A 21,721-nucleotide genomic window follows, 5' to 3' on the forward strand; every position below is an offset into this window, starting at 1 on the left:
GACTACGGGTTACCCATGTAATTGTGGACCAGGGGGCTGTCCGTTGCCGCGCAAGACCACTCGCAGGAAGCCGCGTGCGCAGCACCTCAACCAGGTGCGCGGGGCCGGGCGTGGCCCCAAAGCCCTGCTGCTTGCCCGTATTCTCTCGGCGACGGGCGAACGATCGATCATTCCCTGGACGGTGCGCAATCTGCGGGTTGCGGGCGCGGTCTCGGCCTTGCGTCCGCACTCGCCGCCTGCACTCCACAGCCAGCCCATTTTGCCCTCGCTCGAACTCGGCGTCGAACTCCAGTGGGCGGTTGAAAGCCTGGTTACCTTTGCCCCGCAGGTCCTGACCGGGCTTCGCCTGCAGCGCGAGATTTCGGATCATCTGATTGCGGGGCAAGGTGATCAGGCACTCGCGGCACTGGACGCGATGGACGAGGCCATCGGCCTGTCGCTTACCTCGATCGCCACACGGCTCGCAGTCCTCCAACTCCACGGAGGGCTTGAGGCGCAGAAGGACGAGCTCGCTCGTCTTCGCTCGAGCGGCGTCGCGCAGAACGTCCAGTTCTTCGCCTACTGGTGGAGCGTGCGGGCCGAAGAGAGCTCATCCTGGAAGAACTTCGCGCGCAATTTCGAACGGCGTATGGCCGTCTGGGACATCAGCCAGGAATTGCGCACCCACATTGCATTCCAGGTCCTGCGCCGGCTTCCGCCCGCCGGCGATGAAGCCCAATTAATATCGGCATCCCACCAGGGCGCAGCGATCGATCTTTACAACGCGGTGCTCGCCTGTGCGGGCACCGCCATCGCCGAGGACCGGCCAACGGCAGGCATACTCGCCAGAAGTTGTTCGCGGCTCGCCGAGCATATCCACGATCCGCGGCTTCGAAAACTTCTCACGCTTCATGACCCCGACGCGGCCGCGCTGACCCTTAAGCGCGCGCCAACAGCATGGCGCGATTTCGGACTGGGCATCGGACCAGAGCCTGCATCGCCTCCCGCAGGCATCGGCGACCTCTTTGCCCGCGCCCTGCCGTGCCTCGAGCCCGATGCCCGCGGCACCCTCTCGCAGCGTATCCGCCATGCCCTCACCGAGATCGCCAGTGCCGGGGGTGACGAAGCAGGCCGAGCCGAACTAGCCAAGCTCGGCGCGATGTTCGATCATCTGCCCATGGGTAACTGGATCTCCGAGCACTGCGGACCCGGCAATCCGTTTTCCGCGGTTGACCCCACCCGCGCGCGGTTGCTTTTCTGTCTGACTGGCGAAGTCGAACCCGAAAGCCTCGCCTGGCTCGACCCTGTCCGGTATACGCGCCTCGTTGCGCTGACCGGCAGTGCCGCGCCGCTGAGTTGGGACTGGCACCGATCCTGTGCCGGCAATCTGGCTCCAGCCATGCTCGCGGCGCGCCTGTCACCGCAGGCCTCTCTCGAATTGAGCGCAATGCTCGAGCTATCCGATGCTCCAGCATCTCGTCTCAGCACCCTCGCCGACGAGCTCGACGAGCATTCGGGCGCCCCGAGCGAACTTTCGCTGCAGTGCCGCCTTCGCGGGCTCGAACGGTCTGCGGGCGTCGAAGCAGCAATCGCGTTCTGCGTCGACCGCATGCTGGCCGATGCGAGCCTCGCGCATTGGCTGCCGCTCGCCGCGCTCGCACGAAAGATCGAAGACGAGGAGATTCCACGTTCGAACATCGATGTGCCGATATTTCTCGATTTCACGGCGCGGATGCACGGTGCAGAGTTCGCCCCGGCGCGCACCTATGCCGCCGAGGACTTTGTCCTCACGGTTGGTGCAACTACCCCGTTGGGCCTGGCCGGCACCGGAAAGCCCGAGGATGCAAACGACCGTCTGCGCTACTTCTTCGGGGAAGTGTGCGTTCCAGCTACGCTCAGGACATCGACCCTGTTCACGACCCAGCAGGAACTCGAGACCGACCGGATCGGGCTTTGCCTGTGGCTGATCGACGCCGATCCGCGCCAAGCCGACCGGTACGAAGAGGAAGCGCGCGAACTCGTCCGCTCGCGCCACATCCGGCAAGGGCTCCAGGCGCTCCAGGGAAGCAAGCTGGCGCTCGATATCGACAATCTCAGGCGCTGGGCCGAACGCGTCGTCAAGGAAGACTACGAACGTTACATGGACTTGCTCGAGCAGGGCATCTTCACACTAGACGAAGCGTTCCACAAGTCGGTTTACGCTGCACTCGAGGCCGGTTCCGTGGCGCAGAAGGCGCTGGAAATTCCCGACAACGAGGCTGCCGCTCTCTTCGCAAGGCTGTGCCGGACGGTGCTGAAGGAATTCGCGCTGAGCCCTGAGCACGGGCTCGACGCCTATCTCAGCCTGCGGATCCGGCACGGCACCTTGTCGGGCCACCTGCGCGGCCCGATCGAACGCGAACACCTGATCACCCGCAAGAATTCGGCAGGAGCCTACACGGATAACGACTATTGGATCGAGCATCTTGCCGGTGAACTCGGCTTTGCAGAACTCGAATGGCTTGACGATGCCCTCAAGGCATTCTCGGCGGGGTACGACGGCCTGATTGCCGAATTGACCAACGAGTTTATCCAGATTCGCAGCGAGGACAAACCCAAGGGAATGATCTCGACCATTCCATCGAGCACTCTCATCACCCTGATGATCACCGACATCGCGCCCGGCCAGTCCTTCGACGACTTCTTCGTGCGCTCGGAAGAGTATTTCTGGACCGTGGTCGCCTCGAGCAAGGAGGAGATCCACCGCGGGATCGAGGCCGTAACCGAACGGATGTCCACCCTCTTCGACCGACTCGACGACGCCGTCCGCAGCGTCGCCCCCGATGGCGCCGGCCCGCTCAGGGATGCCCTGATCCGGGCCAAGGGCGCCGCGCTGCAAGGCGTCGCATCGATCGCGCAGTGGCTCAGTCCGCCCACCACCCAGGGATCGCTGATCCTCACCGTCGAGGAGCTCGTCCACGTGTCGCTCGAAGTGGTCAAGGGGTTCTATCCCGACTTCCAGCCCAAGGTCGAACTCGATATCGCTGAACTGCCGAGCTTTCCCGGTGTCTTGCGGCTATTTTCCGACATTTTCTTTAATATTTTTGAGAACATCGTGAAATATTCGGGAACCCCGACCGACCCCGTTATCAAGATCGCCGCATGGGACGGAGAAGACCAGATCTACTTCCGGGTCGAAAATTCGGTCGCGGCGATCCGGCCCGAAGACCTCGCCCGGGTCGAGCGCGCCCGCGCCATCATCGCGGATGGCTCCTTCCGGCACTTGGTCCGCGGCGAAGGCGGCACGGGGCTGCCCAAGCTGGCAAAGGTCATTGGCTACGGCGCGGGTGGTGGTACCTTGAGTTTCACGCTTGACGAGGAAAGCAAGATCTTTGCCGTGGAGTTCAGTCTGCGCAAGATCCTGGTTGCGGAATTGGCGGGAGGACAAGCATGATCAAGCTGCTGATCGTCGAAGACGACCTCAACAAGAAGGAACAGCTTCTCCAGCTGGTGGCGCAGAGGTTTCCAGCCTTCGAGGTTCGAACCGCGGAATCGCTAATCGGCGGCGTGCGGGTCTTGCGGCAATGGAAACCCGATCTCGTGGTGCTGGACATGACCCTGCCCAACTACGATCCTGCAGCGGACGGTGGGTCGAGCGGGGGTATGGAAGCCTTTGGCGGGGAAGAATTCCTGCGCCAGGCCGACCGGTTTGGCCTCGCACCGGCCGTGATCGTCGTCACCCAGTTCGAGACCTTCGGCGACCTCGGCGAAAGCAAGGACCGCGACGAACTAGCTGCCCATCTCATCCAGGCCTTCCCGAGAACCTACCAGGGGATGGTCTACTATCACGCCAGTCTGAACGCCTGGGCCGACGAACTCGAAACGAGCATCCGGTTGGCGCTGCGGGGAGCCCTGAAAACATGATTATCGGAATCGTCGACGATGATGTCTCCAAGCGCGAGACGATCCGGGCGATCGTTGCCCGCTGCGGCGGCGATTCAACGATCCTCCAGTGCGGCTCGCTGTCGGCGGCCCGGCGAATGCTGCGCGATAGCGCGCTCGACCTGTTGATTTTGGACATCGCCCTGCCCGAGCACGAGGATTCTGGCGACCCGGTAAAAGACGGCGGCATTACCCTGCTCGGAGAGCTTACCGCCAGCAACCGCTTCAAGATGCCCAAGCATGTCATCGGTCTGACCGCTCTTGCTGAAATCCACGAAGACGCCGTGTCGCGGTTCGGAAGCGAACTATGGTCTGTGCTGCGCTACGACCCGGCCAGCGAGGAATGGGCCGAGCGACTTTCCGCCAAGGTTCGCCATCTGCTGCGCCTTAAATCGTGCCAGGCAAGCGCAGAACCCGGCTGCGACCTCGCCCTCATTGTCGCGCTCAAAACTCCGGAGCTCGACGCTGTACTCGCCCTCCCGTGGGACTGGGCGGTCGTCGACCGCGACGGCGATGCTACCGTATACCACCGCGGGACCTTTCGCCGACGTGATGGCACCCTGGGGACCGCCATTGCCGTGCGCGCAGGCCAGATGGGCATGCCGGCCGCCACCGCGCTCGCAACGAAAGTTGGGCTGCTTTTTCGCCCACGATGCCTCGCCATGGTCGGAATCTGCGCCGGCAACAAGGATGGCACCGCGCTCGGCGACCTCATTGTCGCCAATCCGACCTGGGATTACGGCAGCGGCAAGCACGCGATGAAGGACGAGACCCCGTCATTCGAACCGGCGCCCTACCCTCTAGCGCTCTCGACCCGGGTTCGCAGCATAGTCGAGCGCCACGAAGGCGAAACCGATATGCTGAGCGCGCTGCGGAAAGCCTTTCCGGGCAAGCCGCCCGCAAGCGTGCCGAACCTCCATATCGGGCCGTTTGCCAGCGGCGCAGCCGTTGTGGCGCGCGGCTCGATGGTCACCGAGGTCAAGGAACAGCAGCATCGAAAGCTGCTTGCCATCGACATGGAGGCGTACGGGGTCGCGATGGCCTCGCACGAATTACCCGAGCCGCAACCCGAATTCCTGATCGTCAAAGGGGTTTCCGACTTCGCCGACGAGGACAAGGGCGAAGCACACCGAGACTATGCCGCCTTCATGAGTGCACGTTATCTGGCGCTCCTGTGCACCGATTACGCGCTTTGCTGACGTTTTGGGCGAAAACGGTGGGCTCCACTGATCGTGAAAACGGCTCCCCATTCAGTCCTTTTCCGCAAGTTCCGGCCGCAAACCAGCGAAGAGCAGCCAGGGTCGGCGTCCCCCTTAACGAAGCAGCCGACACCTTCCTCATTCAGGGATCTGACCCACAATGGCGATTCCCTACAATTGCCGCTGAGACACCTGGGGCTAGCGAAACGCGGCGACCCGAACGACTTTGATTCTCAAAGTTCTCAACTGAAGCGGCGGTGCCCGACGGTTGCCGCCGCTCTTTCTCCACCACACGCTCACTCGTCCGATCCGTGGCTTGTGTAACGCGCACAACCGATTAGGACCGGTCACCTATCGGCGCAGCGCCCGCACCTCGCGCACCAGTAGCAGGGTTTTGAAGCGTTCGATAAGGCCGCGCGCGCTCTGCCGAGCAGCTGACCCGCCGGCTCGCTCGCGATATTGTCTGCTATCCCCGATAGTGATCCTAAAAGGAGCCGTTCCGGTCAGTCCGTAATCCTGGACAAGCGAGAGAGGCGTTGCGCTGCTCTACGAATGACCGGCTTCGGTTTAGCCAGACGTTCAGAGCCGTAGGAATATACGACCGGTTTGTCCCAGGCCCTCCCTTCCGGTGTCGACCCTTCCAAGACGCTCAGTGCTGATTTTGCCGTTCTCAGGTGCAGCCCGTCCGCTTTCCCGTTCTGGATGTCCAAGTCTGGCTGTCAGCTTCTGGCATAAAGATAGTGAAACCTGAAGATCGCGCCAGCTACCTGAAGCCAACGATTAACGCCGAGCGCGAATGCGCAGAGAGAACAATTATTGAACATGCGGAACGACCGCCTATCTTGATGACAGAGGTTTCATCGGGGGAAGGCAAGTCGTGCTTGAGGGGGAAATGGTTCTTCGGATATGGGATGTTGAGCACGGTGCTTGCGCTATGCTTCAGCACCAGATCGGCGCCTACGGAGGTCGTCTGGCCATGATCGATTCTGGCTGCACGGATACGTGGCACCCCAGCTCCTACATCAAAAACCACATGGGCAGATCAGTGCTGGACTATCTGTTCATTACGAACGCCGACCAAGATCATATGTCTGATCTGAAAGGGTTGGACTCGTCAGGTGTCGCGGTCACGACGCTCGTTCGGAACCCGACCTACTCGGGTCAGCAGATGGCGGGAATTAAGGCAGTGAGCGGTCCGTTGACGCGCGATGCTGAATGGTACGTCAGCGCCTGTGACCGATTCAGCTCGCCGGTCAGCGAACCGTTCGACAATCACATGGCCGGGATAACTGCGACTTGGTTCTTCAACCCCTATCCGCAATTCGTGAAGACGAATGACCTCAGCTTGGTCGTGTTTATCAAATATGCCGGTTTCAAGATCCTGTTCCCCGGCGATCTGGAAGGACCAGGCTGGCGCGCCCTGCTTGATCGAGCCGACTTCCGAGCAGAACTGATGAACACCAATATCCTCGTCGCATCGCATCACGGCCGGTTTAGCGGGTTCTGTGAGGAGGCGTTCTACCACTTCAAGCCCGATGCTGTCGTAATCTCCGACAAACCTATCATGCACGAGACGCAGCGTATGGTGCCTGATTATCGCCGTCTGGTTTCCGATCAAGGTGTCATGGTTCGGACGAACAGTAAGCGAAGGCACGTTTTGACCACGCGCCGAGACGGATGGATACAGTTTCGTGTGGACGGTAACGGCGGATACTTCATTGACACGGAATACGCCGGATGAGCAGCAAATCGCTCAAATCAGAGTATCAGAAATGGCTCTGGATGCTGGCAACGGCAGACCTAATCGTTGTGCTTCTGGCCTTGGTCCCCGGCATTCCTTCCAACGCTAGCCTTGCACAATTGGGGAACTGGCGATTGCTGACCACGGTTGTCGTGCCGATCGGCATCCTGCTGCTCGTAAACGTCTTGCCGCACAAGGTGAAGTGCATGCTGGTCTATTGGAAGCCTTATGGTTGGCTTCCCGGCTGCGAAGTGTTCAGCAGGTTCGCTCCCGATGATGTTCGCATCGACATGGTAAATCTCACGAAGAATGTCGGGCCTCTGCCTACCCACTCGGGCGCGCAGAACGCGCGCTGGTATCAGCTCTACAAGGTGGTGGAGAACCAAATCGAGATACTGGAAGTGCATCGCACGTTCTTGATGTATCGCGATATGGCGACCCTCAGCCTTCCCTTTGTCGGTCTAGCTCCGCTCTGCCTGTATTTTGCAGGCGCGTCGCAAAAGGCGCAATGGATCGGGGCTGGCATCTTCCTCATCCAGTTCATTCTCACCGCGATAAGTGCACGGTGGAGCGGGATACGTTTCGTCTGCAACGTGCTGGCGATCCACTCTGCCCGGAAGGTCGCGGGTGCGACGACACCGCGCGCGCGCAAGGCGAGGCCGAGTTTACGTTAGGCGGCGTGGACAAATTCGTCCTGTGATGCGGAGAGTGTTGACGACCGTGGTTCGTCCGGTAGCTTCAGGATATGTTGATGAACCGCCTGTTTCTTTTCGGCTATGAATCGCCGACCGAAAGACAGTCAAATTCGGACCATGGGACCGACTTTGAGTCCAGCACTGGGGTTTGGATCGCCAGCGCGTCCGAACAGGAAGCTGTGGACTGGGGGCGAGCGATTGCGGAGCGCTTTGTGACTTGGCTGTGCGAACACGAGGGGAAGCCCCCATATTCGTGGATCACCGGTCAGTTTGCGCACTGGGTCGAAAACGATCTGGCCGTGCTTTCCTCCGCTAATGATCTTCCCATCGTCCCGGTTGGCGGAATGCCGGATTTTGCACTGCTGACAAATGCCGCCTGAGGCATTGACGTAGCGAGAAGAGATTGATTCAAGACTGCTTTTTGGAGGCGGGCTTGAGCAGGGGCGATCTAACCGAAGCGGAATGGCACGTTCTGAAGGACTTGCTGCCGATCGAGCCTGAGAACCGTGGCCGAGGCAGGCCACCCGAGCAGAACCGCTCCATCATCAATGGCATTCTATGGCGGCTCCGGTGCGGAGCGCCATGGCGCGACGTTCCGCCTAAGTATGGGAGTTGGAACACCATCTATCGTCGGTTCCGGCGATGGAGCGAGGCCGGGGTCTGGGAGACCGTAGCGGTGACACTGGCCGAGATCATGGCGGACAGCGGCCACTACAGCATCGACAGCACCACAGTCCGCGCCCATGTCTCGGCAGCGGGCGGAAAAGGGGGGCTCATCGACGCGCTCTTGGCCGCTCGCGGGGCGGGTTCACCAGTAAGCTTCACTGCCTGGCTGATGCCCTCGGACGACCGCTCGCCTTCCATCTAACGGTCGGCGAGGCGGCAGATTGCAAGGCGTATGATGACCTGATCGGGCTGCCGGAGCGGGCACCGGTCGCGCTGCTTGCCGACAAGGGCTACGATGCTGACGCCATCCGCGCCGATCTTGCCGAACGGAATATCGCCGCCGTCATCCCCGGCAGATCAAACCGCCGCGTGAAGATCGAGCATGATCGGGCGCTCTACAAGCAGCGTAACCGCATCGAGCGCATGTTCGGCCATCTCAAGATCAACCGCGCCATCGCCACCCGATATGATCAACTCGCCAATAGCTTCCTCGGAATGGTCCATCTCGCCACCGCCAGATACTGGCTCAAATTTGTCCACGCCGCCTAGGCTTCGTCAAAGGCGCCGCATCTGATTGCTCACACCATCATAGGTTATGGCCGCTTTCGGGATGGCTAGTGAGCATTTCTAACGGCCGAATGAGGTCACCAGTGCGTATCGGCGCAAAGATGCGTTCGATAAGCACAGGGTCTTGTTAGATTGGACCAACTATCTTTTCGGGCAATCCGCAGCGGGCGAGCAAGCCGCTTGCGGCCCCGATGAAACACCACCAATTGCCGAAAAGGGGATTGAGGCCGCATAGCGAGGTTATCCAAACGGTTGGGATGGCGCTTGCAGGGGGGCGGCAGCGGTGGTTGGATCGCGGGATGGCGAAGGATCACGATTCGGACAAACTCGATGCCAGCGGTCTGCGCGCTGCGGCGCGCGAGGGCGATCTCGAACCGTTCCTCAAGCGTGCTCAGCAAAGCTTAGACGACCAAGAATGGGCGGAACTTGTCGCTGAAACCGTCGGCGCACACCGTGCTGGCGAGATCGATTTCATCGCAGCGCTGACCGCAGAGAACGACGAACGGACCAACTACGCGACCCAGCGTTTTTTGGAACTGGGGCTGCCGCAGCTCGACGTAACGCTAGTTCAGATTCTGGATCTATTGACTGCGCTCTCCCACCGCGATTCGCGCCAGGGCATTCCTTATTATCTGGTGGAAGGATTTGGCGGCTGGTGCGAGGCGGCGCCGGCACGCCCGTTGGCGGCGATCGCGGCGATTCGCTCTGGCGAAGCGCCGATCGAGCTGTTACGCGCAACGCTGCTCGCAGGCCTGCGTGTCGATCGCGTGCATTTCCTGCCGTTCGCGCTCCGGCTGCTGCACGACGGAAATGCCGAGGAATATACCGTCGCGGCAAGCTTGCTCGGGCTGTTCGAGGCGTTCACCGGTGCCGAGCTTGATCAAGCGGTCACTGGGCTCGAGCAAGCGCTACAGGCTGGCAATGGTCCGTCGCTGGCACCGACACTGCGGGCACTGCTCGCCATTGCGCTGCGCGTACCCGAACGCGAGTCGACCGGACTCGCAGCGCTCGACGCGGTGGCAGACCGCGCAGATGCTGGGTTACGCGAAGCCATCGCCACTGAATTGATGTTCGCGCGCGATAAGCTTTCGCCAGCATTAGGCCGCGCGGCGCTGCCGCTGCTACGCGATACCCAGCCGAACGAAACGTCGGCGATCGATGCGATCGACCATATGCTCTCGCAGCATCTCCACGGACCATTGGCACCCGAGATGACCGCACTCCTTGACCATTTGCTGGCGGAGCGCGTAACCAAGATAAAGGCGCTCGATTCGACCCGGTACGCGATCTACCAAGACGCGGACAGCCTGCTGACTGCAACGGTCGCGCGCTGGCTGGTGTCGGAGCGCCTCGCCCACACCCGCGCGGTCAAAGCGATGTGCCGCAATGTCGCGGGGGATCCGCTTGAATTCACCCTCGACTTTAGCGGCTATGGCTTGAACGCTATCGAAGCCGAGCGGATCGGGCGGCGCTGCTGTGCCTTGCTGATGGTGTATCCCGAGACATTGGCCTCAATCCTGGCCAGTCTGTTACGCACGGGTCCCAGCGAAGCGGGTCATGCGATCGAGCAACTGATCGTCAATCCGCTGCTGATCACCTACTGGATCGGCCCCCGTCGCACGCTGGAACGCCTGCTCCCTACGGCGGACACTGCCCTAGCGGCTGCCCTGACCCGCATTTTTGCCGCGCATGACGACTATAAAACGGGAATTGAAGCCGTACGCAGGTTACCCGAGCTTCAGCCCTCATCGCATCACCGCTTCCTCGTCGCGACCATGAAGCGCGAAGAGCAACAGAAAATCGCGAAGGCCGCGCATCGCGAGTCGATCCTCGGCAGCCTGATGTCGACCTCGATCCTGCTCTACGGGGATAGCGCGATCTATGAAATGCATGTCGAGCCGGGGAAGACCGTGCGCCAGGAGACCCCGCTGGTGTCGCGGCGATACTCGCACGAGCTTCCCCGCCTCGACGTGATCGATCCCTTGGGCTCCTGGTATCAGCGAACCGTGTTGCTGCGGGATGAGGGGGACGAATGAATCCGATCGTTCGCGAGTTCTTTCGTGGACTCAAGGAGCGCAACGAACTCGACGCGATCCTGCCCGAATTGCTGACCACAATGGGTTTCGAGGTGATTTCGCGGCCGATGATCGGCACTGTCCAATATGGCGCCGACGTCGCAGCGATCGGGACCGATGACGACGATGTCCGCAAACTGTTCCTGTTCGCGATCAAGCGCGGGGATTTGGGACGCGAGGGATGGGATAATGGCGTGCAGGCATTGCGCCCCTCGCTCAACCAGATCCGCGACGCCTATCTGCTCGGCGTCGCGCCCGAACATAAGAATTTGCCGGTCGTCGTGGTCGCCACGATCGGCGGCGTGTTGCTAGAGACCGCCAAGCTTTCAGTTAACGGTTACCTTCAGACCGAAGGGCGTCCCGGCCTCGAATTTCGCTTGTGGACCGGTGACACACTGACCGGGAAAATCGTCGATGGTGCGCTGCGCGAGGAAGTCTTCTCGCCCGAGCTGCGCGGGCATTTGCGGCGCGCGGCTGCCTTGGTCGATGAGCCCGAGTCGGCGCTCGACCAATTCATGCAGCTGGTCGAAAAGGTTATTGTCGATACTAGCCAGTCCGCCCCGTCTCGCATCCGCATCCTGTACCTGGCACTCTGGATTTTGACGGTCTGGGGCCGCGAAGCTGACAATCTCGACGCACCATACCGGGCCAGCGAGTTACTCGTGCTGCGCGCGTGGGAATTGCTTTGGCCGGAGGTCGAGCAGGAAAAGGGGCGCAAACGCGAAGCCAGTTACACGCTGCATGAGGTGATCCAGCTGCATTTGCGCATCTGGGACGAATTATACGGGGCCAAGATCCTGCCGCGCGCCGCCAATCTCCATGCGCTGAGCTTCGCGGTCTGGTCGCATGAGAGCGTCGATATCAATTTGGCATTGTTCGAGACGCTCGGGCGGGTTGCGCTAGGCGGGCTGTGGCATGCCTGGCTGCGCATGCCGCCGGATACACCGCTAGGGCTCCTCGAAGCGAATGAAGACAAGGTCACCGACATTGCCGTTGCGTTGCTTGCGCTGATCGAAAACAATCCGGCGCTGCTGACGCCGATATGCGATGACCAAGCCATTGATGTCTGCCTAGCCTTGCTGCTGTTGACGATCGTCCCCGATACCCGCGCCGCTGCGGCGCATTGGGTTTCGCAGATTTCCATTGCAAGCGTATTCAGCTTCTCGCGAGGGGCCGGCTATCCCATCATCTCGCGTGATTACGCAGACCTGATCCGCCATCCGGGAACGGGCGATGACGAATATGTAAAAGAAATGACTGCCGGCAGCATCCTCTATCCGCTGCTCGCGGCGTTCGCGCGTGCGCTTGGGGAAGACGAGGTTGTTACCAAGCTTGGCGGACTGCAGACCGTCCAGCTCGCCCATAGCAATTTCCAGACATGGGTCCCCAATCCGCGCAGCGAAGGAGGCTTGTGGCGCGGCAAGAATAATGGCTCGTCGCTCGGCAATCTGTCTATCGGTGCCGACGCCGAAGCGCTCGTTGCCGCGTTGCGCCGCGAGGTCGAGCAGGACGGTGCCTATGCCGGGCTCTCTGCCATCCGTCTCGACCACTGGCCGATCCTCCTGCTCGCCTGTCGCGCCCATCGTTTCCCACCGCCGCCTCATATCTGGCTGCCGCTGATCGACGCGCTCGAAAATCCCGCGCTCGACCATGTCGGCCGCTGGGTCAGGTCGCACCGGCGGATCGGCAGCCGTCGCATCGCCCGAGCCGCAGCGCTGATTTCCACTGCGCGCGAAGCGCTGACTCATCGCCTGCCGCCAGTCGATCTTTCAAGCCTGACGCCACCCGCCGTTACCGCCGCCAAAGCGCCGCATGGAGCCGACTGAAGATGCGTTTCTTGGCCGACGGTCCCGACATTCCCGATACGCTGATCGAAGCACGCGATCTCGGCGAAGTAGTGTTCTTCTGCGGTGCTGGCATCTCCGCGCCCTCTGGGCTTCCCGATTTCGGGGGATTGGCCGACGCGCTGCTCGATCGTCTCGCGGCACAGGAATCGCGTACCGCGCGGGTACGCCAGGAGAGTCTCGACCGCGTATTCATGGCGATGGTCAAGGAGTTTGGCGGCACTGCGGTCGATCGCGAGATGTCGCGGGCGCTACGGACGCCGCGCGGCGCCGATCTACGATTCCACCGCGCGGCGATCGACCTGTCGCGCGGCGTCGACGGCGTCGCCAAAATCGTCACCACCAATTTTGACCTGCTGTTCGAGCGTGCAGACAAAGGCTTGCGCGCCTATGTGCCACCAACACTCCCGGATCTCGCGCAACTCCAGCCGATCCAGGGGGTCGTCTACCTGCATGGTCGGGTCAACCGCGCCGAAAGGGCCCGCGCCGGCTATATCATCACCAGCGCCGACTTTGGCCGCGCCTATCTTGCCGAAGGCTGGGCCGCCCGCTTCGTCCGTGCGCTAAGCGAGCGCTATACGATTGTCCTGCTAGGCTATTCGGCGAACGATCCGCCGATGCGCTATCTGCTCGAAGGGTTGAACAGTCGCGACGACCCGGCCCGGCGGTCGCAAATCTACGCATTCGCGCCCGAAGGTCTGGCCGCCGACGACGAAGCATGGCGCGACAAGGGCGTCATCCCAATTCCCTATTGCCCCGGCGACCGGCAGCATAGCGGCCTGTGGAATAGCATCTTCGCCTGGGCCGAGACCGCGCGCGACCCCGATGCCTGGCGCGCCCGGCTGGTCGCGCTGGCGCAGCGTCAGCCGGCCAGCTTGCAACCGTTCGAACGCGGCCAGGTCGCGCATCTCGTCAGTACCAGGGCGGGCGCCGGCGCTTTCGCCGGTGCCACTTCCGCACCGCCGGCGGAATGGCTGTGCGTGTTCGATGGGTTCAGCCGCTACGCCCGTCCCGGGCGCGTCAGCTGGCGTGACGGCGTGCAGGTCGATCCGCTCGAGGTCTTCGGGCTCGACAATGATCCGCCTCGGCCCGACCCTCGCCCTGGCGGCGGCATCGACGTTCCCGGCGAGGATTTGCTCGGCTGGCGGCGCGGCGATGAAAGCTGGCCCGAGCGGATGCGCTTGTCAGGCTACCGGGCCGAGTGGAGCAACCAACTGCCGGCGCGGCTCTATCAGTTAGCAAGGTGGTTCGGCCTGGTCATGGACCAGCCTGCTGCGATCTGGTGGGCCGCGGGCCGGCCGTTTGCGCATCCCGGCTTGATCCGCGAGATCGACTATCGGCTCGACCGTGGTGCCGCACTTGCGCCCGAGGTGCGTCAGTTCTGGCGCTGCTATCTAGACGCGGTGCGCGCCCACGCCGAGGATGTGCACGACCTGCGCCAATATGAAGTGCTCGAACGCATCAAGCGGGAAGGCTGGAGTCCCTCCGTCCTGCGCGAACTCGAGCGCGCGCTGGCGCCGGCCTTCACCATCGAGCGCACCACGCTCGGATCGCCTATCCCGCCTTGCGGCGAAGATGCCGCCGAGCTCAGACACGTCGCCACGATCAAGGTCGCCGTATCGCGCTGGGCGGACGGACTCGATCCGCCGCCCGAAATGCTGGCCGAGGTGACGCGCTTGGTTAGAGACTCGCTCAAGCGCATGGCGGCGATGATCGGTGAAAGCACGATGCGCCTCTTCTGGAGCACGCCGACGCTGCACCCGACGGGCGACCGCGGCGAGTCCTTCGATTACGACCGGCAGGCCAGCCATTTCCTGAAGTTCAGGGATCTGTTCGACGCGCTGGCCAAGCATGACCCCGACGCCGCGCGGTATGAGGTCGCGGCATGGGACAGCTCGGATCCGATCTTCTTCGCCAAGCTCTTCCTTTATGCTTCTGCCAAAGCGGAACTCGTCGACGCTGGCACCTTTGCCCGTCAAATCCTCGCCATGCCCGACGCGCTCTGGTGGGAAGGCAATATGTCGCGCGAGCTGCTGCTAGCGCTCCGGGCGCAGTGGCCGCGCTTGCCGGAGCGCATGCGCAGGCGAATCGAAGTCCGTATCCTTCGCGGTCGGCCGCGCTACGATAGCGAATCGCGCGCGGATTATCGCCGCGGAAAGGCGGCTTGGTCGGCAAGCTGGTTACGTTGGCTTGAATTGCATGGACGCGCGTTGTCGCCCGCGACTGCCGCCAGGCTTCCAGCACTTCAGGCGGCCGATCCGCGCTGGTCCGATGCCTGGGCATGGAGTGCCGATGATAGCCTGGGTTCGCGCGGCGGCTTCATCGAACGGGTGTCCGATTCGCAGGGGCTGGAGGAGGCGCCGCTTCCCAGCATCCTTGCCCTCGCCGCCGAGCTCAGCACCGACGATCATCGCCAGCTACGCGACTACCGGCCGTTCGATGGCCTCGTCGCCAAGGATCCGTTCAAGGCGCTCGCTGCGCTGCGCCTCGTCGCGCGCCGCAAGGAATTTCCGTCGCGCTTCTGGCACAGCCTGGTCGACAATTGGCCTGAAGGCGCACCGCCGCGACTGGTCCGGCTGATGGCGCTTGCCCTGGCGCGCCTCCCACAGGAAATGTTCGTATCGCTACGGCACGGTATCGCCAGCTGGGCACAGAAGCATCTGCCTGCACTGATGCGCACCAATCTCGACCTCGGCCTGGCGGCATTCGACGCCATCGTAGCGCGCTACTTGGGCGCCGAACCCGAACTCCTTCACAGCGGTATCGGGATGGGGAGCGTGGGCGGCGTGCCGCTCGAGCGTTCCGAAGTGTCGCTGATGAAAGCAATCAATTCGCCCGGCGGTCATCTTGCCCAGACCGTGCTGGCCTTGCTCGAGCCGGCCGCTCCGGACGCCATGCCCGACTGGGCCGCGAGACGCTTCGCGCACTTGCTGACCTTGCCCGGGCATGGTGCCGGACACGCCGCCTGCGTCCTCGCCCGGCATTTCCGCTGGTTCGACTATTGGTTCCCGGACTGGACTCGGTCGCTATCCCCGATCTTCGCACTCGACAATCCGCTCGCTGAGGCGGCCTGGCACGGGTTGGCGTTGGCTCCCGACTTCATCGGCGACGACGCCGGGCGGCGGATCAAGCCGCAGCTGATCGCCTTGCTCAGGCGCACCGCACCATTCGCGCTCGATGATGAGGCCCACAAGCGGCTGATCGGGCTGATGGTCAATCTGACGCTCGGACGCGATGGCAAGCGCGCGGTAATCGGTTTCGCCGAAGCCCGGCGGGTGCTGATCGCGACCGACGATGAGGGTCGCGTGGAAGCGCTTGGGATGTTGGCACGGACCAAGCAGACCGACGAAATGTGGACCTACCTGATTCGCCCGTTCCTGCTCGAGGCATGGCCGCGCCAGCTACGATATCAGACCGGCAATACGGCCCGCCAGCTGGCCCAGATCGCCGAACACGCCGAGGCCCGCTTTCCGGAGGTCGTTGCCCTGATCCTGCCGTTCCTGCGACCGGTGGCGCACCTCGACACCTTCGCTTATCGGATCAAGAAGCAGGGCGAAGAGGGTAAGGGTTACAGCGTCGACTATCCGGCTGATACGCTGACGCTGCTCAATGCGTTGGTCGGCGATGATCGCCAAGCGCAACCGTGGAACCTGCGCGAACTGGTCGAATTGATTGGCGAGGCGCAACCGGCGCTGCGGCAAAGCGATCCTTGGCGGCGCCTGAAAGCGCTGACTCAGTGACCTGCCCTCCCTCATTTTCAGGCGTAGGTACGGTTCTTCTCCCAGCGCAGTACCACAACGCCCTGCTGCACAGCATAGGCGGCGTCTAGGCTGAACGAACGGCCGGTTTCGGGATCACGACAATCCAAGCCCAATGGCTGAAATGGGGCGCAAAGCCGCCATCGCGCATTGCGGCTCAAATGTCCGCTATTCTGCTGTCGCTTCTCCAAACCGGACAGAGCGCAAAGTCCCAGCCCTTGGCAAAAGAGGAAAATGCTTCAGCCCCAGATGCAGCCATTTCTCGCAGCTGGTGATGGCTTTCATGGTGGCCAATATCAGTCGACGGTCCGTCAGAAAGCATTTTTCAGAGTGGATTTGGTGAGGCCTGACTCCAAAATATGCCCCGCCGGACGTTGTGTCGACGGCGGGGCCAAGGTTCAGGGAGGTGTCACTCAAGGGGAAGAGTGACGATGCGTTTATGACGGAGATGGCCTGAACACCTGCTGAAACCGCCATTCATCTCCCTGAAATCCCCCAGCATTTGCGCCCATCGCGACATTCCACTTGCCTGCGCCCCCAAGTCGAGCAATGTGGCCTCGCTTCCCGAGAAAGCCGGGAAGCGGGGCGTAGTAACCCCAATTCGCTAGAACTCGGTCACGGCATATTGCTGGGGCCGGGTGGCATGCGCGCATGTCCAGCCGGCAACGGTAAAGGCGCATGCGCCTGCTCTAGCGATCAGGTTACTAACATCCGGCTTCCGAGCCGTCGCCCCGAGAGGACATAGGAGCGACGCACGAGGCCAGGGCCAGAGCGCGGCGCTCCTGAACAGAGGAGCGCGACCACTGAGTGCATCTGCCATCCGCAACGCCGCATCGAAGGGCGAGCTGTCCCGTCAGTCCACACTGATCGAGAACACGCTCGAATATCAGTTCTGCGGCGCCATCACGTCCGAGCTTCTGCTGCGGGGCCATGCCTTCGATCTGCTGCGCAGCGACCGCGACCTGACAGGCTATGACCTTGTCATCGAGGCCAATGGCGTCACGCGGCATATCCAGCTCAAGGCCCAGATCGCAGGCGGCAGGGCAGGGGAGGTGAGCGCCCAGACAAAGCTGGAGACAAAGCCGTCAGCCTGCATCATCTGGAGCACCTATGACCCCGTGACGCTGCGCCCTGCCGCATGGCGCTTCTTTGGTGAGAAGCCGGGTAAGCGCATCACGCCGCTGGGTGACCGCATCGCAAAGCATAGCAGGGGTGACAAGGGCTTCCGACCCCATCACCGGATTGTGAAGGCAAGCCGGTTCGAGAAGGTCAGTGATGTCGAGGAGCTTGTAGACAGGCTCTTCGGCACCACCGACCATGAGATTGCCAGCCTCGTCGACCATATGGCGATCCTTCCTGCACCCGACAGAGAGCCATGGCTGGACGCCGTCCGCGCAGGAGACTTCACCGCGATCCCTGCAGAACTGGACTGGGAAAGCTCCACCGACCTTGCCCATCTGATCGACGGCTACGCCCTGCTCGAACAGCGCGGGCGGGCTGACTTCTCCCTCTTCGCCGATCACGCACTGTCGGTCGCCACCCAGATCGGCCGCTGGTGTGGCGGCGTGACCGAGCTCTGGATCGCCCTGTTCCTCGAGCATCGCCGCTGGCGCCATGCCTCGCCAGTTGAACCTGACGCCGCGCAGCGTGCGCTGCTCGAAACCCTTGTCCGCCAGCTCTGGGAGGCCCTTGTCGCATGAAAATCCGTTTTGCCACGGCTGCTGCCCTTGTCGCAGTCGCCAGCATCTCCGCGCCTGCTCCCGCAAAGGAAAAGACCCCACGAACCTGGTTCGTGACCCGCACCGGAGATCCGGTCACCGGGCAGACGCGCTGCGTGGTGTCAGCCATGGATTATGTAGGGAAGGCCCGATATTCGCGCACCGGCTTTCTCTATCCGGTGATCGAGAATCATCCTAAACATGGTCTGCTGATCGGCGTAAGCAGTGGCGGCCGCTTCCGCCTGCCCACAGGCAATATCCTCTGGCGGGTCGATGACCAACCCTTCCGCGAGATAAAGCCCGAAGACGGTCCGATGCCCGAGGGTACAGCCATCGCAGTACCGCCCGTGCCAGCCGGTACCGATCCTGCGGCGGCAAAGGCCATGGCCGATACGATGGCGCTCGCTACCCGCATGGCCGCCGGCTTCTCTGCCACCAGCACCTTTGCGACCGGCGAGGTGGCAAAGGCGATGCTGGCCGAACTGCGGGCAGGACATGGCCTGCTCTATCGCGCGAAGGCAGCAGCTACCGATACGGGTCTGCCCGACAGCGGCATGTACCGGGTCGGGCAGTTCACGAAGGATGGCCTCAAGCCGATACCGGTGGACGAATCGCTTGAAACATCGCTCGCCCAATGTGGTATGGCCGGGTGAGAAGTGCTCACACTGCCGATGACGCTGATGCGACACGGTGACGGCAGCAAAAATAAATACGTTCCGGAACAGTAGCTTGCTCATTAAAAGTTAGAAGAGTGAGTAACTGAGTTATGTTCCCATATTGACGCCACACCATCGATGAGGGATATCCACATCATCGATGATGTGGAGTGTGCCGTGACCAATGAAGAAATGGACCGCCTGACCGAGGGGCTGACAGCCAAGGCGGCCAAGGTACGTGCCCTCCATGCGGCAGGAGTGTCGACCGGTGATATCGGCCGCTATCTCGGGATCCGGTACCAGCATGTCTACAATGTTCTCCTGCGCGCGGGGCTGATCGAGAAAGCAGCGCCGCCTGTATCGGAAAGACTGCCGCTGAGTGGCGACGAAATTATCGTCGCGCAGGTTGGAAAGGCAGGAGGCATCGAACTCCCTGCCGAAGTGATGGAACGATATGGCCTTGCTCCTGGCGGGACCGTCTACTGCCAGGCCCTGCCCGAAGGCCTGATGATCCTCAGCCAGGAAGCAGCCCTGCGGCAGGTCACTGCACTGGCCCGCGAGAAAATGCCCGAGCAGGCAGCGCTCATCGAGGCGCTGCTGCGAACACAGCGCGACGGGTAGTCGCGCTCCCGCACGGCGGGATAACCCTACACAGGAACCTCACCCATGACTGACCATGACAGCATCCGGGGGGACGGGCTCATCCGTTCCCTCAAGGTAGAACTGCGTCCGCTCGAGGCGGTCCGCCCGGCAAAGCGCAATCCGCGCACCCACAGTGAAAAGCAGATCGGCCAGATCGCATCGTCGATCCGGCAGTTCGGCTTTACCAATCCCATCATCGTAGATGACGAGGGTGTGATCGTCGCCGGGCACGGCCGACATGCGGCAGCAAGGCTGCTTGGCCTTGCCGATGTGCCGGTTATCCCGATTCGCGATCTCGATGCGGCGGAGCTGCGGGCCTATGCGCTGGCCGACAATCGCATCGCTCAGAACGCCGGTTGGGACGAGGAGGTGCTGCGCATCGAGTTTGAGGAGCTTCATGCGTTGGAGCTAGGCTTCGATCTTGAGATCACCGGCTTCTCGACCACGGACATGGACCTGCTGATGTCGCTGACACCTGCCGACGCCAGGCTCGAGAAGATCCCGGAGGTGGACAGCCGGCAGACCTGCAGCGTGGAACGGGGCGACCTCTGGATCCTTGGCAACCATCGCCTGCTGTGTGGCGACACCCGCAAGCCCGAAAGCTTCGTCCGATTGATGGGTGAAGATCAGGCGCGGCTCGTCTTTTCCGATCCGCCGTTCAACGTGAAGATCAACGGTCATGTGGGCGGGCTGGGCAAAACGAAGCATGCCGAGTTTGCCATGGCGACCGGTGAGATGAGCGAGCCGGAGTTCACAGGCTTCCTTGAAACCGCTTTTCGTAATGCGGCCGATGTCAGCATGGATGGGGCCATCCATTATCAGTGCATGGACTGGCGGCACGTTGAGGAGATGATGCGGGCGGGCAGGGCGGTCTATTCCGAGCTCAAGAACATCTGCGTCTGGTCGAAGGACAACGCCGGCATGGGCAGCTTCTACCGGTCGCAGCATGAACTGGTCTTTGTCTGGAAAGTAGGAACGGTGCCGCATCTCAACACGGTCGAGCTGGGTAAGAACGGTCGCTACCGCACTAACATCTGGAACTATCGCGCCGCCACGAAGACGGGCGCTGACGCGGAACTGGCCATGCATCCGACGGTAAAGCCGGTGACGATGGTGATGGATGCGATCAAGGACACCTCGAAGCGGGGCGAGATCGTGCTCGATCCCTTTGGCGGATCGGGCTCCACGCTCATCGCCGCGGAAAAGACCAAGCGACACGGACGGCTCATTGAATATGAGCCGGGCTATTGCGAGGTGACGATCCGCCGTTGGCAGGCGCTGACCCGTAAGTCGGCCATCCTCGAAGCGACTGGAGAGAGCTTCAATGACGTATCCGCGCGGCGGATCGCTGACATGGAAAGGCTGGCCGACGCGGCGCTGGGTGGAGGTGTAAGCGATGGTGACTAACCGTGATCCCCAAGGGCGCTTTCCCAAGGGCAGTTCGGGAAACCGGAAGGGACGCCCCCTAAAAAAGGTGCAGCGCTACGAGACGCTGGAGGATTTCGACAGGGTCATAATCGACACAGCGAATCGTTCGGCAGGCAGAACAAGCGACGGTAAGGAAGGGCCGGTGTTATTCGCCTATGCGGCGCTGAACCTCGCAACTGGCGCAAGCGAAAACCGGCTCGCCGCGCGGCACTTCATCAGGACGGTCCAGGAGGCGGCAAGGCGTCAAGAGGTTCGGGAACAGCAGCGCTGGGAAGCCGAGCATCGGGAGGCGCGTCGTGAAGCCTTTGAGGATGGAGGCGCAGCGGGGCTTGCGGAATTTGATGCGCGCCATCGGTGACATGATGGATGGATGGTCTCCAGGGCAGGATTTGCGCGCGGATCTTCTTGCTCTGGCGGCAAAGCCAGTGCGGATCATCAATGCACACGGAAAAAAAGAAACAGTCTCGCTATTCGAGGCGCGACTGCTCGAACTTGCCACGGGTAAGGCTCCCCGACGCATTCACTGCCAGGATTTCATCTGGCTGCTACTGCAGGCAGCGTCGATGACAGCGCAGGAGTTTGACGCCACTCACATCAGGCATAGGCTCGCACATTCGTCAATCCGCGTTGACAAAGAGATCAGCCAAATCTCGTATTGACCGAGGGATACTTCTGAGCGGTCAGCCAATGATAGCAGGTGAAAAACTGCCTGCTCATTGTTATGAGATGTCCTGCAGCGACGCTCTTTTCTACCTGTTTTTGAAATTAATTCAGAACCGCTCAATTTCCGAAAAATGCTTTAATATCAGTAATATTCGTGGATTTTCGTCTG

General features: G+C 61.8%; 16 protein-coding genes. All 16 read left to right on the forward strand.

Annotation, left to right across the window (positions count from 1 at the left end; all coding sequences use genetic code 11):
- Positions 1–43: 43 nt before the first annotated feature.
- The 16 genes from ASE85_RS09140 (at position 44) to ASE85_RS09220 (ending at position 21,548) form a co-directional block, all read left to right on the forward strand.
- Entirely contained in the window at positions 44–3,412 is a 3,369-nt protein-coding gene (locus ASE85_RS09140) for an ATP-binding protein (RefSeq protein ID WP_056686963.1), read from the forward strand.
- Entirely contained in the window at positions 3,409–3,882 is a 474-nt protein-coding gene (locus tag ASE85_RS23345; protein WP_056686966.1) for a response regulator transcription factor, read from the forward strand. The genes ASE85_RS09140 and ASE85_RS23345 overlap by 4 nt, the downstream gene beginning before the upstream one ends.
- A complete protein-coding gene (locus tag ASE85_RS09150) occupies positions 3,879–5,099 on the forward strand; it encodes a 5'-methylthioadenosine/S-adenosylhomocysteine nucleosidase family protein (RefSeq protein WP_056686969.1) in 1,221 nt (406 codons plus the stop codon). The genes ASE85_RS23345 and ASE85_RS09150 overlap by 4 nt, the downstream gene beginning before the upstream one ends.
- 976 nt (positions 5,100–6,075) lie before the next feature.
- Entirely contained in the window at positions 6,076–6,840 is a 765-nt protein-coding gene (locus ASE85_RS09155; protein ID WP_235523453.1) for a ComEC/Rec2 family competence protein, read from the forward strand.
- Positions 6,837–7,514 (forward strand): hypothetical protein, encoded by a 678-nt coding sequence (locus tag ASE85_RS09160; protein WP_056686974.1) that lies wholly within the window; start codon positions 6,837–6,839, stop codon positions 7,512–7,514. Before ASE85_RS09155 ends, ASE85_RS09160 begins: the two co-directional genes overlap by 4 nt.
- 77 nt (positions 7,515–7,591) lie before the next feature.
- Positions 7,592–7,915, forward strand: coding sequence for a hypothetical protein (locus ASE85_RS09165; protein ID WP_156358271.1), 324 nt, complete (start codon positions 7,592–7,594; stop codon positions 7,913–7,915).
- A gap of 53 nt (positions 7,916–7,968) precedes the next feature.
- A protein-coding gene (locus ASE85_RS22955) for an IS5 family transposase (protein WP_200928331.1) occupies positions 7,969–8,750 on the forward strand; the annotation gives its coding sequence in 2 pieces (ribosomal slippage) (positions 7,969–8,293 and positions 8,293–8,750; 783 coding nt in all).
- 317 nt (positions 8,751–9,067) lie between these two features.
- Positions 9,068–10,804 carry a hypothetical protein gene (locus ASE85_RS09180; RefSeq protein ID WP_056686980.1) on the forward strand — a complete coding sequence of 579 codons (1,737 nt, stop codon included), beginning with the start codon at positions 9,068–9,070 and terminating at the stop codon, positions 10,802–10,804.
- Entirely contained in the window at positions 10,801–12,669 is a 1,869-nt protein-coding gene (locus ASE85_RS09185) for a hypothetical protein (RefSeq protein ID WP_056686984.1), read from the forward strand. The genes ASE85_RS09180 and ASE85_RS09185 overlap by 4 nt, the downstream gene beginning before the upstream one ends.
- Positions 12,670–12,680: 11 nt before the next feature.
- On the forward strand, positions 12,681–16,427 hold the full coding sequence (locus ASE85_RS09190; protein ID WP_162237440.1) for an SIR2 family protein: 3,747 nt from the start codon (positions 12,681–12,683) through the stop codon (positions 16,425–16,427).
- Positions 16,428–17,083: 656 nt separating this feature from the next.
- On the forward strand, positions 17,084–18,145 hold the full coding sequence (locus ASE85_RS09195; protein WP_056686991.1) for a hypothetical protein: 1,062 nt from the start codon (positions 17,084–17,086) through the stop codon (positions 18,143–18,145).
- A complete protein-coding gene (locus ASE85_RS09200; RefSeq protein ID WP_056686994.1) occupies positions 18,142–18,816 on the forward strand; it encodes a hypothetical protein in 675 nt (224 codons plus the stop codon). Before ASE85_RS09195 ends, ASE85_RS09200 begins: the two co-directional genes overlap by 4 nt.
- A 180-nt stretch (positions 18,817–18,996) precedes the next feature.
- A complete protein-coding gene (locus tag ASE85_RS09205) occupies positions 18,997–19,440 on the forward strand; it encodes an AbrB/MazE/SpoVT family DNA-binding domain-containing protein (protein ID WP_156358272.1) in 444 nt (147 codons plus the stop codon).
- A gap of 45 nt (positions 19,441–19,485) precedes the next feature.
- Positions 19,486–20,868, forward strand: coding sequence for a site-specific DNA-methyltransferase (locus ASE85_RS09210; protein ID WP_056687001.1), 1,383 nt, complete (start codon positions 19,486–19,488; stop codon positions 20,866–20,868).
- Positions 20,858–21,247 (forward strand): hypothetical protein, encoded by a 390-nt coding sequence (locus ASE85_RS09215; RefSeq protein ID WP_156358273.1) that lies wholly within the window; start codon positions 20,858–20,860, stop codon positions 21,245–21,247. The genes ASE85_RS09210 and ASE85_RS09215 overlap by 11 nt, the downstream gene beginning before the upstream one ends.
- Positions 21,231–21,548, forward strand: coding sequence for a hypothetical protein (locus ASE85_RS09220; protein ID WP_056687008.1), 318 nt, complete (start codon positions 21,231–21,233; stop codon positions 21,546–21,548). The genes ASE85_RS09215 and ASE85_RS09220 overlap by 17 nt, the downstream gene beginning before the upstream one ends.
- The last annotated feature ends 173 nt before the right edge of the window (positions 21,549–21,721 follow it).

Source organism: Sphingobium sp. Leaf26 (assembly GCF_001421665.1).
GTDB lineage: Bacteria > Pseudomonadota > Alphaproteobacteria > Sphingomonadales > Sphingomonadaceae > Sphingobium.